Origin of the sequence: Pseudarthrobacter sp. PvP090 (assembly GCF_040547365.1) — a bacterium.
GTDB lineage: Bacteria > Actinomycetota > Actinomycetes > Actinomycetales > Micrococcaceae > Arthrobacter.
Genome location: NZ_JBEPPO010000002.1, coordinates 104,206 through 118,566 on the forward strand (window position 1 = coordinate 104,206; position 14,361 = coordinate 118,566).

The 14,361-nt window shown below is 64.5% G+C and carries 9 protein-coding genes and 1 pseudogene; 8 read left to right on the forward strand and 2 right to left on the reverse strand.

All coding sequences use genetic code 11. The features are described from left to right. Nucleotides 1-119 precede the first annotated feature (119 nt). The 7 genes from ABIC21_RS02445 to ABIC21_RS02475 all read left to right on the forward strand — a co-directional run bounded on the left by ABIC21_RS02445 (nucleotide 120) and on the right by ABIC21_RS02475 (nucleotide 9,659). Entirely contained in the window at nucleotides 120-2,009 is a 1,890-nt protein-coding gene (locus ABIC21_RS02445) for a PEP-utilizing enzyme (RefSeq protein ID WP_354348836.1), read from the forward strand. Nucleotides 2,010-2,109: 100 nt separating this feature from the next. Continuing rightward, nucleotides 2,110-3,213, forward strand: a complete 1,104-nt coding sequence (locus tag ABIC21_RS02450; RefSeq protein ID WP_354348837.1) for a PEP/pyruvate-binding domain-containing protein — start codon at nucleotides 2,110-2,112, stop codon at nucleotides 3,211-3,213. After that, nucleotides 3,210-3,740 carry an acetyl-CoA carboxylase biotin carboxyl carrier protein gene (locus tag ABIC21_RS02455; protein WP_354348838.1) on the forward strand — a complete coding sequence of 177 codons (531 nt, stop codon included), beginning with the start codon at nucleotides 3,210-3,212 and terminating at the stop codon, nucleotides 3,738-3,740. The genes ABIC21_RS02450 and ABIC21_RS02455 overlap by 4 nt, the downstream gene beginning before the upstream one ends. After that, nucleotides 3,737-5,128, forward strand: coding sequence for an acetyl-CoA carboxylase biotin carboxylase subunit (locus ABIC21_RS02460; RefSeq protein WP_354348839.1), 1,392 nt, complete (start codon nucleotides 3,737-3,739; stop codon nucleotides 5,126-5,128). Before ABIC21_RS02455 ends, ABIC21_RS02460 begins: the two co-directional genes overlap by 4 nt. Beyond that, nucleotides 5,125-6,711 (forward strand): hydroxymethylglutaryl-CoA lyase-like TIM-barrel protein, encoded by a 1,587-nt coding sequence (locus ABIC21_RS02465; RefSeq protein ID WP_354348840.1) that lies wholly within the window; start codon nucleotides 5,125-5,127, stop codon nucleotides 6,709-6,711. Before ABIC21_RS02460 ends, ABIC21_RS02465 begins: the two co-directional genes overlap by 4 nt. Beyond that, on the forward strand, nucleotides 6,708-7,598 hold the full coding sequence (locus ABIC21_RS02470; protein WP_354348841.1) for an HAD-IIA family hydrolase: 891 nt from the start codon (nucleotides 6,708-6,710) through the stop codon (nucleotides 7,596-7,598). Before ABIC21_RS02465 ends, ABIC21_RS02470 begins: the two co-directional genes overlap by 4 nt. A gap of 54 nt (nucleotides 7,599-7,652) precedes the next feature. After that, nucleotides 7,653-9,659, forward strand: a complete 2,007-nt coding sequence (locus ABIC21_RS02475) for an acetoacetate--CoA ligase (RefSeq protein WP_354348842.1) — start codon at nucleotides 7,653-7,655, stop codon at nucleotides 9,657-9,659. 177 nt (nucleotides 9,660-9,836) lie between these two features. Here the strand turns inward: ABIC21_RS02475 and ABIC21_RS02480 are convergent, their stop codons facing one another. Together ABIC21_RS02480 and ABIC21_RS02485 are read right to left on the reverse strand one after the other, a co-directional pair. After that, nucleotides 9,837-10,145 carry a hypothetical protein gene (locus ABIC21_RS02480; protein ID WP_069951437.1) on the reverse strand — a complete coding sequence of 103 codons (309 nt, stop codon included), beginning with the start codon at nucleotides 10,143-10,145 and terminating at the stop codon, nucleotides 9,837-9,839. Between the two features lie 736 nt (nucleotides 10,146-10,881). Continuing rightward, the gene (locus tag ABIC21_RS02485; RefSeq protein ID WP_354348843.1) at nucleotides 10,882-12,366 is read right to left on the reverse strand and encodes an MGDG synthase family glycosyltransferase; all 1,485 of its coding nucleotides are present in this window, start codon (nucleotides 12,364-12,366) and stop codon (nucleotides 10,882-10,884) included. 1,347 nt (nucleotides 12,367-13,713) lie between these two features. On the opposite strand from ABIC21_RS02485, the pseudogene ABIC21_RS02490 reads away from it, so the two are divergent. After that, a pseudogene (locus tag ABIC21_RS02490) lies at nucleotides 13,714-13,881 on the forward strand (amino acid-binding protein); the annotation flags it as partial. Nucleotides 13,882-14,361 lie beyond the last annotated feature (480 nt).

A 14,361-nucleotide genomic window follows, 5' to 3' on the forward strand; every position in this document is an offset into this window, starting at 1 on the left:
TCCTGACTAAGCTTTCTTTTCGCTGAGTGAAAAGGTTTGTGGTGATTGGGGTCACACGTCCCCACACTGGAAACCAGTCCCCCTGTCATCCGGACACCCATGGACGCAAAGGAGCAGTCATGACCACCACGGACAGCGAAGTGAACGAAAACTCCGTTCCAGTGCAGAACGGAACGGCGGAACGCAGTTTCCCCGATCCCTACGAGATTGAGACGCCCGAGGGTGCCGAGGGGTGGGAGGAGATGTACGCATACCACAACCGTTTCCTGCCCACTCGCCGCGCGGAAGACTCTGCCAAGACCTGGTTCCGGAACTCCCTGCACTACCCGGAAGTCTCCTACCCGTTTGACCAGGTCACCATTGACGGTGCCTTCACTGGGACCGGAGTGACGAATACCCGCGTGTTTGCTCTGCCCCCGGCCAAGGGCCTGGACGTTCGCGTCATCAACGGCTACACCTACATGTCAACGATTCCCAGTCCTGACGATGAGGAACAGGCACGACGGGCCGAAGAATTCGGCAAGCGTGCCGGCTACTACTTTGAGAACTGGGACACCCTTTACGCCGAATGGGAAAGCCGCGTTACGGGCGCCATCCGGGCCGTCCACGAGTTGGAAATTCCGCCGCTGTCCGAATTCGAGGACATCGAACGCGTCACCTCAGACCGCGGACCCAGCCAAGGCAACCTGCTCCTGGCCGCCTACCACCGGCTGCTGGAACACGGCGACCAGATCTGGACCCTACATTCGGAATTTCTGAACCTGGGCTACGCGGCCTACCTGCAGTTCCTGACCTTGTGCAAGGAGCACTTCCCGGAGATCGATGACCAGACCATCTCCCGCATGGTCAGCGGTGTTGACGTCCTGCTTTTCCGTCCCGATGACGAACTTCGGGCGCTGGCCCGAAAGGCTGAGGAACTCGGCGTCGGCGATCTCGTCCATGCCGCCACCACCGAGGAAGACCTGCTCAGCAGCCTCGGTGACTCAGAGGCCGGCCAAGCGTGGCTGGCCGCCCTCGACGAGAGCAAAGACCCGTGGTTCTCCTTCTCGTATGGGTCCGGCATGTACCACTCGCACCGCAGCTGGATCGACGATCTCCGCCTCCCCATCCAGGCCATCGGGGACTATATCGTCCGTTTGCGCGGGGGCGACGACCTGCGACGGCCGCTGGATAAGCTCCAGGCCGAACGTGACGAATTGGTCGTGCATTACCGCTCCCTCCTGGACGAGGAGGACCTGCCGGTCTTCGACGCGGCGCTTGGCCTGTCCCGGACGGTGTTCCCCTACGTGGAAAACCACAACTTCTACGTCGAGCACTGGTTCCTGACGAATTTCTGGAACAAGGCCCGCGAATTCAGCAAGCTGCTGCAGACGTGGGGCTTCTGGGAAGATGTTGAGGACATCTTCTTCCTGCGCAGGGCCGAGGTCGAAGAAGCCATCGTGGACCTGCAGATGGCCTGGGCTGCCGGCGGCAAACCCCAGGGCGGATACCACTGGCCCGAGATCATCAAGCGGCGCAAGGAAATCTACGAGGCCCTCAGCAACTGGAACCCGCCGCCGGCCCTGGGCCCGGTGCCCGGCGAGGTCAACGAGCCGCTGACCATCATGCTCTGGGGCATCACGCCGGAAACCGTCGAACGGTGGCTTACTGCCCAGGAGGGCGGCAGCAGCCGGACACTTTTGACCGGGTTCGCGGGCTCCCCCGGAATCGCCGAGGGCCGTGCGCGTGTAGTGCTCCGTCCCGATCAGCTGGACACCGTCCAGGAAGGCGAAATCCTTGTCTCCCCCGTGACAAGCCCCAGCTGGACACCCGTGTTCGGGCGTATCCGCGGCGCAGTGAGCGATATTGGCGGCATTATGTGCCACGCGGCCATCGTCTCCCGCGAATACGGCCTGCCCGCCGTTGTCGGTACCGGATTCGGCACCTCCACGATTAAGACCGGCCAGCTGATCCGCGTCGACGGCGACGCCGGAACCGTCACCATCCTCGACGAGTCCACCGACGCCTGACAGAGGCACGGGCCACTGGCCCCCCAACTCGATCAGCCGCCGGCAGCCGATCACACAAGCTGCCGGCGGAACCGACCCCCACCCGAGAAGGAAGAACACCGTGGGAAAGTACACAAGAAAATTCAACGAACTAAGCAGCACCGACCGGCCGCTGGTAGGCGGCAAGTGCGCCAGCCTTGGCGAAATGGTTCAGGCCGGATTGCCCGTGCCGGACGGCTTCGCTGTCACCGTGGACGCTTACGAGGACTACCGGGATGCCTCGGACCTGCGTCAGCAGCTGCTGCGGATTGTGCTCGGAGCCGACGCACAGAACAATTCCTCCCTGCAGCAGGCGCACGACGAAGCAGTCGAGCTGATCCTGGGCCGCGAACTGCCGCCCGCCATCGAGCAGGAGATCCGGGAAACGTACCTGCAGCTCTCGCGGGAAACCGCACGGCGGCGCGGCATCGGCGATGCCGACCGCATTCCGGTCGCGGTACGCTCCTCGGCCACGGACGAAGACGGCGACGCCGCCAGCTTCGCCGGCCAGCAGGAAACCTACCTGTGGGTCGTGGGTGAAGATGACGTTATCGCCAAGGTCCGTGAATGCTGGGCCAGCCTGTACACGCCGCAGGCCATCGCCTACCGCTCCGGCATGTCCGCCGCGGAAGCCTCGGATGCCTCTAAAATTTCCGTGGCCGTTCAGCTGATGGCCCACGCCGACGTCGCCGGCGTCACCTTCACCGTCAGCCCGCGCACGGGTGACCGGTCGATCATCGCCATCAACGCCAGCTGGGGACTTGGGCAGGCCGTCGTTTCCGGTGAAGTGACCCCCGACGAGTATTGGCTGAACAAAATCGGCCCTACCCTGACCAGTACCCGCATCGCATCCAAGGCCCACGAATACGTTCCAGCCCCCGGCGGCGTAGGCGTCGAACTCCGGGATGTAGAGGAATCCCGCCGCGAGGTGGCCTGTCTCAGCGAACCGGAAGTGATGCAACTAGCCGACATCGCCCTGCGCGTAGAGAAGCACTACGGCTGCCCGCAGGACATCGAATGGGCGCTGGAGCATGACGCCGACGGCACTCCCAAGGTCATGCTGCTGCAGTCGCGACCGGAAACCAACTGGAAAAAACGCAAGGAAGAAAAAGGCAGGAACACCACCAAGGCAACGTCCAACCTGCTTGGCTTCGTCGCTGCCGCAACGAAGGGCAGTACCAAATGAGCACCCCGTCCACACCGAGCTGGCAGGATGTCCTGGACCTCGTCACCCAACTGGACGAGGGCGCCTACGAGTCCGCCGCCGTGGAATTCGGCGACGTCTCCGTCCGCCTCTCGCGCTCGACAGACATGCCCGTCACTTCCCCAGCCGCTACGACACCGCCCCAGTCTCTCGCGCCGTCAACGAACGGGACTACCCACGCAACCGCACCCTCAGCGGCCGCCCCCGCCGTTACTGAAATCGCGTCTGCGGTCCAGGCTCCCGCAGAGCCCGCCTCAAACGGCACCGTCGTTACTGCCCCGATCATCGGCGTGTTCTACCGCAGCCCCTCCCCTGGAGCGCCGCCTTTCGTCGAACCGGGGGCTGCCGTTGAACCGGATACCACGATCGGCATCATCGAAGTCATGAAACTGATGAACCCGGTCACCGCCGGCGCTGTGGGAACCCTGACCGAATTCCTGGTCACGGACAACGCCCAGGTCGAGTTCGGCCAGCCGCTGGCCGTCGTCGCAAAGGAAGAATCGCCATGAACGGGCCGCGGGACGTAAAGAAACCGATAGTCCTGGTGGCCAACAGGGGCGAAATCGCCGTTCGAATCATCGCTGCGGCGAGGAGGATCGGCGCCAGCCCTGTGCTCGCCGCCAGCGCCGCAGACACCGACTCGCTTGCCGCGCGCCTGGCGGATCGGGTAATCGTCATAGGACCTGCGCAGGCCGGCCGGTCGTACCTGCGGCCCGAGTATGTTGCCGAAGCCGCTGTTCACGCCGGTGCGGACGTGGTCCACCCCGGCTACGGATTTCTCAGTGAACAACCCGAGCTAGCTGAGCTCCTCGAAGCGGAGGGTATTGCCTTCGCCGGTCCGCGACCGGAAACGCTCCGTGCTGTTGGGGATAAGAGCAGCGCACGCCGGGTCGCGGTCGCGGCCGGCGTCCCGGTGGCTGTCGCCGTGGAAATCGATGACCCGGCCGCTGCCGCGGAACTCGGCGATTCCCTCGGATACCCGCTGTTGATCAAGGCAGTACACGGCGGTGGCGGGCGCGGCATCCGCCTCGTACGCGATTCCGCTGAATTGGCGGAGCTGGCACCACAGGCTGCAGCTGAAGCGCAGGCTGCGTTCGGAAACGGGTCGCTGTATCTCGAACGCTTTTACCCCGCAGCACGTCACGTGGAAGTGCAGGTATTTGGCGACGGGAAAGGCGGCGTCCAAATTTTCGGGGACCGCGACTGTTCGGTGCAACGCAGACACCAGAAACTCATCGAGGAATGCCCGGCCCCGGGACTATCGGAGTCGCGCAGGTCGTTGCTGCACGAGGCGTCCCGCGCGCTCGTTCGGGCCCTGCAGTACCGCGGCGCCGGAACCGTCGAATTCCTCGTCGACACCGAATCCGAGGACGTGGTGTTCCTGGAGATGAACGCCCGCATCCAAGTCGAGCACCCTGTCACGGAGGAAGCGTTCGGCATCGACCTTGTCGGAGCCCAGCTGCGCCTCGCCCTCGGCCAGGACCCCCAGCTCCCGGATGTCCCGCCCGTCCCGCCGGCGGTTGCGATTGAGGTGCGGATCAACGCCGAGGACCCGGACAATGATTTCCGGCCAAATCCTGGCCTGGTCACCGACGTGCACTGGCCCGGCGGACCGGGCATCCGTGTCGATACCCATATCCTGGAGGGGTATGCGTTCCCGCCTTTCTACGACAGCCTGATGGCGAAGCTGATAGTGCGCGCCCACAGCCGCAGCGCCGCCGTGGAAGCCCTGCGCTCGGCCGCAGACGCAGTCGTCCTGGAAGGGGTCAAGACCACTCTCCCCATGCACGAATTTGTCCTGTCCCACCCCGGCTTCATCCAGGGAGGGGTCAGTACCTCATGGTTCGCACCCGCCTGGGAGCAGCGTAACGCCCAACTGAAGGAGGCCGTCAAATGACCGCAACCGCAACCCCGCAGACCCGGGCCGAGGCCAGGGACCAGCCTTCGAAGCATCAAAAGACCATCCGTTTGGTCGACACCAGCCTGCGCGACGGCAACCAAAGCCTTTGGGGCGCAACCGGGCTTACCACCGGCATGGTCGAAGCCGTTGGCCCTCTTCTTGACCAGGTGGGCTACGACGCCATCGATTTCACCAGCTCAACCAACCTGTCCATGGGCGTGAAGTGGCACCGGGAAAACCCCTGGGAACGCATCTCCCGCATGCGAGAAGTCATGCCCAATACGCCGCTCTCTGCCATCACCACGGGCATGCGTTTTATGTCCTGGGACAAAGCCTCCGAGACGGTGATGCGAATGGCGCTGCGTCTGATGGCCTCCCACGGACTACGCAGGCTCCAGATTGCCGAACCCATGAACGACGTCGAGTCCCTCCTGCGGGTGGCGCAATGGGCTAAAGAGGAAGGGATCGAACAGGTCGTCGCGGCGGTGACGTTCACCGAAAGCCCCGTACACACCGACGAAAGCTACGCCAGGAACGCCGGCCTCTGCAGCGCCAGCAAATTTGTCGACGCCGTCTACGTCAAGGATCCGGGCGGACTGCTCACCGTCGAACGAACCCGCCAACTTATCCCCAGCATCCGCGCCGCGGCAGGGGCCAAAAGCCTGGAGCTGCACAGCCACTGCACGACGGGCGCCGCCTCCCATCTGTACCTCGTTGCCGCTGAACTAGGCGTTGACGTGCTCCACACCGGCCTGGGCCCCCTGTCCAACGGCACCGCCCAGCCAGGCCTCGAAAACCTCATTGGAAACCTGGACGCCCTCGGTATTCCTGTCCAGGTAAACCGCGAAGCGGCCGCTGCGGCAGCCGACATCCTCTACTCCATCGCCAAATCCCAAGGTCTCCCGGCCGGTGTTCCCACCGAGTACGACCTCAGCCCCCACGTGCACCAGGTCCCTGGCGGCATGATGTCCACGCTCAAGCGCCAGCTCGCGGAACTGGGCATGCTCGATGAGCTGCCGGCGGTCATCGAGGAGGCCGGGCGGGTCAGGGCCGACCTCGGCTACCCCATCATGGTCACCCCTTTCAGCCAGTTCGTGGGCAGTCAGGCACTGATGAACGTCCTGGCCGGCAAGTCGGGACAGGACCGGTACAGCCGCATCCCCGACGAGGTAGTCAGATTCGTGCTCGGCAACTTCGGCGCACCGGAAGGGGAAATAGCCCCCGAGGTGATGGAGAAAGTGTCCCAGCTGCCCCGGGCCAAGGAACTGGCCGAACCCACAGCAGAGCGGTCCTTGGCCGAACTCCACGAAGAATACGCCCGGAAATTCGGGCGGCAGCTCAGCGAAGAGGATCTGCTGCTGCGCATGGTGCTGCCGGGAGACCAGGTCGACGCCATGCTCGACGCCGGGCCCGCACCCCGGTGGACACCAACGGGTGCCAGCCGGACCGCTGCCCCGGTGACCAATATCGCGGAATTCATCAGAGCAGCCCACGAACTTCCCAAATGGAAGTACCTGGCCGTCAGCCGCGGCACCGAAAAAGTTGAACTGCGCCGCGCCCAAAGCGGAGAAACCTCATGAACCGGACCGAACTACAGGCACGGCTCGCGGACGTCCGCGGGATCATGTTCGATATTGACGGCTGTCTAGTCCTCTCCGACGGTCCCAGCGGACACGGCGGCAGCGCCCTGCCCGGGGCGCGGGAAGCTATCGAACTCGTCCGCAGCACGGGCCGCACGATGGCAGTGTTCACCAATGGATCCATGCAGACAGCGGCACAGATCGGCGAGTCCCTCCGTTTCCATGGTCTGGACGTCCGCGACGACGAAGTGCTCACCCCGGCCGTTGTGGCCGCGGAAACAATGCAGACTCTCTACCAGGACAGGCCGCTCCTCGTCTTCGGCGGCAACGGCGTCCGGCACGACTTTGAACGCCGCGGGCTGAACCTCGTCGACCTTGATCGTGCCCTCGCCGGGGAGCCCACTAACGCGGCCGCCGTCGTCATCGGTTGGGACACCGCCTTCGGTAAAGACAAACTGCAGGCGGCAGCGGAGGCGGTGTTGGCCGGTGCTGAGATCTACTGCACCTCCGACGCGCCCTCCTTCGCCTCGAAACAGCGCCTGAACGTGGGCGTTTCCGGCTTCATCGCCGCAGGCCTCAGTCACGTCACCGGCCGCCCCTACCGGGTCCTCGGAAAACCCTCGCAGGAGGCCATCAACGTCCTAATCGACAGGCTGCAGGTCCCGGCATCCCAGATGCTCATCATCGGCGACGACCTCACCCTCGAGTGCAGGATGGCCCGCACCGCCGGTGCGCTCGGCGTCCTCGTGACGACAGGCACGCACTCCGCCGCTGACGCCGCGATCACACCGGCGGAGCAGCAGCCCGACTTCGTCGTAGGCAGCCTCTCCGACCTGGTAGAGCTGCTCTCCCTCGCCTCCGAGAATACGGCCGCGCGGCTGGGCTGAACTGGCAGCAAACGGCCACGGCTGATCCGTCGATACACGAAGAAAAGGACAAAGATGTCAATCCAAAGCACGGCGGCCGAGCACCGCCCGGTGACCTGGAAGCCTACTGCCGAGCAGCAACAAAGTTCAAGGCTTTGGGATTTCATGAGCTGGGTAGCCGAACACCGGCACGTCAGCCTCAACACCTACCGGGAGACCTGGCAATGGTCGGTCGATGACCTCTCCGGCTTCTGGGACTCCGTCCGCGAGTACTTCAACGTCGTCGGTGAGGGCTTCGACGGGCCTGCACTGACTGAAGAGCGGATGCCCGGAGCAGTGTGGTACCCGAACGCGAAACTGAACTTCGCCGAGAACGTGCTGCGCCACGCACAGGCACCCGAACTGGCCGAGTCCACAGCAATCCTGACAATCCAGGAGGACGACTCTGTTACGGAACTGACCTGGCGCCAACTGGAATCCCAGGTCTCATCACTGGCCACGCACCTCCGGCGCCTCGGAATCGGCGCCGGAGACCGCGTCGCCGCGGTGCTCCCAAACGTCCCGGAAGCGATCATCGGGCTGCTGGCAACGTCCGCCATCGGTGCCATCTGGACCATCAACTCCCCCGATCTCTCCGCCGCGGCGACCCTGGAGCGCCTGCGCCAGCTCGAACCAAAGCTGCTTATCGGCGTCGACGGCTACCGGTTCAACGGCAAGGACGTCGACCGGCTCGAGCACCTGTCCGACGTCGAAGCCGGGCTGCCCGGGCTGGAACACACCATCCTCCTGCGGAGCATCGGCCAAGAGACGGGGGACCCGACGGACCGGCTCGATTTCGCCTCCCTGATGACTGACCCGACAGAGCCGGGCTACGAGCGGGTTGCCTTCGATCATCCACTCTGGGTCCTCTTCTCTTCCGGAACCACCGGCGCCCCCAAGGGAATTGTGCACGGCCATGGAGGCATGACCCTTGAAGCTCTCAAGGGAACCGGACTGAACCAGGACATGGGTCCCGGGGAACGCTACTACGTCGCCGCAAACACCTCGTGGATGGTCTGGAACACCCTGGTCAACAACCTAATGTCGGGTGCCTCCGTGGTGACCTATGCCGGCTCCCCCATGTACGGGCGGAAAGATCGGCAGTTCGATATCCTGGCCCGGACCGGGGCGACCATGTTCGCCACGGGCGCCGCTTATCTTTCCCTCGTCGAGAAATCAGGCCTGGAACCGGGCCGGGCCTGGGATCTTTCGACGCTGCGCTCCATTCTCTCTACCGGCTCCCCACTGCCTGATTCCACTTGGCTGTGGGTCCACGATCATGTCAAGCATGATGTGCACCTGGGTTCCGATACCGGCGGTACCGACATCTGCAGCGGCTTCATCGGATCCAATCCTCTGGAACCGGTCCATCTCGGCGAGCTCCAGGGGCCGTTGCTGGGTGTGGCCGTCGAGGCCTGGTCCGACGCCGGCCAGCGGGTCGTCGAGGAAGTCGGGGAAATGGTCATCACCCGTCCCATGCCCTCCATGCCGGTGTTCTTCTGGGGCGACGAGACCGGAGCCAGATACCAGGGTTCTTACTTTGAAAAGTTCCCCGGCGTCTGGACTCAGGGTGATTGGATCACCGAGACTCGCGCAGGAGGTTTCGCGGTGCACGGCCGCTCCGACGCCACACTCAACCGGTCCGGTGTCCGCCTCGGCAGTGCCGACATCTATGCGGCATTGCAGCATGTGCCCGAGGTCACCGAATCCATGGTCATCGGGCTTGAGCAGAGAGGCGGCGGCTACTACATGCCGCTCTTTGTAGCCCTCGAGCCCGGGCGCCAGCTGACCGAAGAGCTCAAAAACAAGATCACCGGCACCATCCGCCAACTAACCTCAGCCAGACACGTCCCAGACGACATCATTGCCGTCCCTGCCGTGCCAGTGACGCACGCCCTGAAAAAAATCGAGGTTCCCATCAAGAAGCTCTTCACCGGACACAGCCCCGACACGGCCATCAACCGCGGATCGCTCGCCAATCCCGAAGCCGTCGACTGGTTCATCGACCAGGCACGCCTGTACCTGTCGCATCACCATCAATAGGACCGCGCCCGGGACGGCGACAGTTCGCCCCTGGGTGCGGTTCATCCTGTAACAACATCGCCAGTAATAGCGGAGGGGACGCAAGCGCTCCCCCTCCGTAGCTCACTCATGTCCGCAACTGTGCACCGACAAGACCCCACCAACCTGCTGGCTGGGTCAGCTAGCGCGCCTGTTGTACTAGGACTCCTTGCGGCGCCCGCCAAAGATCATCGAGGCCAGCGCCATGACCCCGGTGACCGTGAATACTGCCGGCCACGCGCCGATCTTCTTCGCCAGGGGGTGGGACGCGCCAAAGGCCGTAATATACGTGCCCGTGAGGGCTGCAGCCCGGGCCGCGCCAGCGTCGTTTTTCCAAACCGTGAAGGCGGCCAAGCCGCAGGCTGCCAAAATGGCGCCGCCTGCCTGCCTGTTGCCTGTATCGCGGGCGACCTTGTAGCCGAGCAGGAGACCGGTCTTGGCCAAACCGGTCGAAATGATGCGAGACATTCGATTTCTCCTTCGGCGGAACGGATAAGCGTTACCTAAGCATAGGTCCGGCGCTGGGAAACGAAGTCGGGGCGACCGCTGCTGCCAGCTGACGGCAGTCGGCTCGATGAGGGTCGCCGGGGGCGCCGGGACCCATGATCATGCGGTGTAAACGCCACCCACCGCGGGACTCGCGGCACATAGGAAAGCCCCTCAGCGGAGGGGCTTTCGCGGATGAAACAGTGGGTTGGTGGTGGTGGTGGTCAGCGGTGATGTGCACCCCCTTCCCGGACGTCGTGTCTGTCTGCCTGCTTTCGATACCGCAAGTCTGTAATAGCTGATCCGGATCGTCCAACCGCAGCGCAGCGCACCTTGCCGCACCTGGGTAAGCGCCTGTAGGAGGACACGGTGGATCGCCGGAATTGATAGCCCGCTGGGGTCTGGTTCCGTCCTGGGCCAGGGACATCAAATCGGCGCAAGGCTGATCAACGCCCGCAGCGAGTCGCTCCTAAACAAACCGTCGTTCCGCAGGGTGATTAGGGCGGACTTTGGTGGTGCTGGCGATCAGGCTGGCTCCTGCTGGGTTGATTTGCCGGGCTCGCGTGGCGCCCCGTTCTCCCACGTGGTGCTCCCCGGAAACCGCACCGTGCTCGACGAACTCGAACCGATCATCGACTCCGCGTACCGGACCGGTTGCGGCGCCGTGAGGGAGCGATCGACGAGGGAGGCCCCCCGGCGGCCGGCCCGCCTGAGGTCGTTAGAGGTCGTGTCCCGGCGGTCCCGCGGGAAGGACGCGAGGGGGTGGCGAGGGCTCCTCGACGCGGATGGGCAGTTCGTCGTCCCCCCGAAGAATGGCGCGGAGCAGCCGCCGCTCCTCCTGCCTGAGCGACATGAGCGCGTGGCCGCGCCGCAGTACCAGACCCCCGTTCGGGGTGCCGTATCGCTTCTGCAGATCTCCCAGCTCCTCGGCTCGCAGCAGCGCGACCGTGCTACCCGCAGCCGAGTCGACCACGCGGACCAGCGAGGACGGTCCCGTCAGATCCGTCGCAACGACGCGCCGTTCGCTCTCGGCGAGGATTGTCTTCTGCGCTGCGCGTGTCACGACCAGGGGACGGGACGGCCCGTCCAGCAGTCCGGTCAGCACGTCCGCCGCAGCGTCAGGGCGGCCCGTTTTCCGCGCCGCCGCCTGCATCCGCTGCAGGCGACCCGGCTCCCGCAACACCTCGTCGATCTTCCAGCCGATCGTCGCGGGAGTGTTGCAGCGGACCGCCGCCCCCTGCTCCATCAGGTAATCGCCATTGCGAACCTCCTGCCCCGGGATGGGGTTCACAAGCACCATGGGCAGCCCTACAGCCATGCACTCCGACGCCGACAGCCCGCCCGGTTTGCCCACAAACAGGTCGGCGCGGCGCAGCAGCTGCGGCATCTCCGCCGTGAAGCCGAGCACGCGGTAGCGGTCGCCAGCGGGCGCCACCAGCTGCTCGATACGCTGCCGCAGCGCATTGTTGCGTCCGCACACGACCGTGGCCGTGAAGGACGAGCGCATGTGCAGCGTCTGCCGCACGACCGAGACGGCATAGTCTCCGCCAGTCGCGCCCGCCGAGATCAGCAGCATCGGGGGCTCGTTTGCATCGCGCGCAGGCGCCACGTTCGGATGGATGGCGATCGGGATGCCCGTGGCCGCGACGCGGTCGGGGGGCAAACCCAGCGCCATCAGTTCCACCCTCCCCTCCTCCCTGGCCAGGAAGAGCGCGTGGAACGCGCCCGTAAGCCATAGGCCCTGGAAGTCGTAGTCCGTCGTGACGACGGCGGTCCTCGCGTCAATCACGCCGCGAAGGAGCAGTGACGCCAGCAGTTGGGCTGGCAGAAAATGCGTGCACACGATCGCGGTCGGCCGGAATCGCTTGATCGCACCGATCACCGGAAGAGCGTTCACCCGTGTCCAGGGGTCTACTGGGCCCCGGCGCCGGAACGGACGGTCGTTGATGTCGTAGCCCCACTCGACCAGCCAGGGCAAGTCCTCGACCAGGACGAAGTAGCCCTTGCCCAGCAGTGCGCGGTAAAGCACGCTGCTCACCTGCAGCACGTCCAGCACCTGCACCTCGTCGATGTCGGCGCGCGCGGCACACGCCTGCTGCACCGCCGCCGCGGCGCTGTTGTGCCCCGCTCCTACCCCTGCCGACAGGATAAGTACGCGCTCCCTCCCAGCGGCGTCGGGGCCTCGTGCCGACGTTCTGCGCATGAAGAGAGTCTAGCGGGCCCGTATCACCACCCCCGGACCCCCACTTGTACTCGATCATCACGGGACTGGTTCTCCTATTGACGGCCCTGCAATGCTGCGCTGCTCTCAGGCTTTTGGGACGAGAACGCCGGGTCGGGATCGTCTAGTCTGCCGTGGTTTTGTCCGTTGCGGGCGCCATCGGCGCCCTGACCACAGCGCTGGTCATTATGGGCTTGACCCTTACTCTTGCCGGTGCTGTGCTGATGTGGATGCCGGCATTGAGCACATATATCTGGCGTGGTCGCTCATCCATTGGCTAGATCGCGGCCCCGGACTCTCCAGTGAACGTCCTGGATGCCCCGCGTCAGTACGCAGGTCTCACAAGGGACTGCCGGGACTGCTCCGGATCAGTTGCCATGTCATGCAGTTCCCCCCGCATTCCAGCATGAACAGGCATCAGGGCGGAAGTTCTGGACCGGCCGCAACCCGATCTAAAGAATCATCAACAGGTCATGTTGTACGCGGCCCTAGCCAGCATGAAGTGGTGAACGCGAAACCCCACGGAAGGACGAACAAGGATGAACACCCCAAAGGGACGCCGCAGGGCGGTACCCGGTCCGCCGCTCCCCCACGCAACCAAATAGGCCGTTCCTCGTCCCCACACACCCGGAACATCAGATCAGAGGCGAGTGTGTGCACAACGTGCACACTAAAAGACATCAAAAAGCCCCTGAACAGCGGAAATACTTTGCCCGAGGTGGGACTCGAACCGGACTCCAGCCCATGAATTTCCGCCGCTCCCCCGGAAACATCCGCAATACGGCCCAGTCCGGCGCCAGTACGACCCGATCCGAAGCCCAGAGTGTGCACATTGTGCACACCCACTTTCAGGCCCATTTCGGCGCCCCCACCAGGCTGCCTAAACGGCCGTCCGGGCGGGGCAGTTGTGTCTTGCGCGCGATTTCGCTCCGATATGAAGCTCAGGCAGGCCTCAACGGAGTTCACCGTGCTGGAGTCCGCAAACCGCTAGGCGGCGTGTTCGGCGAAGCATCAGGCGAGGGCAGCATCTGCCGGCCGCCAGCTCCCTCACCGTGAAGCCGTCATGGGCGGCGCCCGCGCAGTTCAGAATCCGAATTGGCGACAACGTGGGCTGGGACGTGAGAGCTGTTACTCTGTCGGCCCGAGGAGCGACCGTAACAAACTGATTTGTAGCAGATGGGCTCTTGGTCGGACACAGCTCATGTGACTGCCCGCGGCGCCTACCTGCGGCGATGAGCGAGGCTACGCGCCTTCGTCCATTGTTCATTCGCCGGAAATCCCATCAATCCCACCGCCGACCACACCCGACCCAAAAAAGGCGCCCCGGCCAGCGACGGGACGGTGCTGAAGATACCTTCACCGTGGCACGGACCACTCGGATTCTCCCGCCCACGAGCCCCCTTCACCGCCGCCGAATCTGCCCGTGCGCACCGACTAGCCGAACTGGCCGAACTTACTGAACTCATGCGCAGGCGCACAGTCCACCCGCCGCCGTAAAAACATTTCGGCACAAGGACTGGCCTCATACCCGCGGCTGTCCCGCCGTCCGGCCTTCGTCCCCGTGCTGTGGAACCGAGCAGAAGCCGCTCATCGTCTGGCGAGCCGATCCGCATTGTTACTCATCCGTTCGAGGACGCTGACGGCCATCGCGTACTCATCCGCTCCGATGCCTGCCGCAAGCTCACGCCGGGTGGCTTCCACCAGTCCGGATGCCTCGGAATAAAGTGCGGAGCCGGCCTCGGTCAGCGTGAGGCGACCATCCAAAAAGGATCACGAGCCTCCTTCGGACCAGCGCGGCCATGTCCCGCTCCCGGGCGTCGCCGTCGTCCGAGTCGAGGGGGCGCAGGATGTCCCCCGCCTCCACGGGCGTGAGGGAGCCTGAGTTCAATGCTGTGAGTACATGCCACTGCCGCCTGGTCAGGTGCAGACGGGCGAGAGTGGAATCGAAGTGGGTCTCCAGCGACGCATCCAGCCGCT

Excerpts from the sequence above, each read along its gene's own strand:
- ABIC21_RS02465 (WP_354348840.1), top strand. The coding sequence starts at position 5,125 with ATGACCGCAACCGCAACCCCGCAGACCCGGGCCGAGGCCAGGGACCAG.
- ABIC21_RS02485 (WP_354348843.1), bottom strand. The coding sequence starts at position 12,366 with ATGCGCAGAACGTCGGCACGAGGCCCCGACGCCGCTGGGAGGGAGCGC.
- ABIC21_RS02470 (WP_354348841.1), top strand. The coding sequence starts at position 6,708 with ATGAACCGGACCGAACTACAGGCACGGCTCGCGGACGTCCGCGGGATC.
- ABIC21_RS02445 (WP_354348836.1), top strand. The coding sequence starts at position 120 with ATGACCACCACGGACAGCGAAGTGAACGAAAACTCCGTTCCAGTGCAG.
- ABIC21_RS02480 (WP_069951437.1), bottom strand. The coding sequence starts at position 10,145 with ATGTCTCGCATCATTTCGACCGGTTTGGCCAAGACCGGTCTCCTGCTC.
- ABIC21_RS02455 (WP_354348838.1), top strand. The coding sequence starts at position 3,210 with ATGAGCACCCCGTCCACACCGAGCTGGCAGGATGTCCTGGACCTCGTC.
- ABIC21_RS02475 (WP_354348842.1), top strand. The coding sequence starts at position 7,653 with ATGTCAATCCAAAGCACGGCGGCCGAGCACCGCCCGGTGACCTGGAAG.
- ABIC21_RS02460 (WP_354348839.1), top strand. The coding sequence starts at position 3,737 with ATGAACGGGCCGCGGGACGTAAAGAAACCGATAGTCCTGGTGGCCAAC.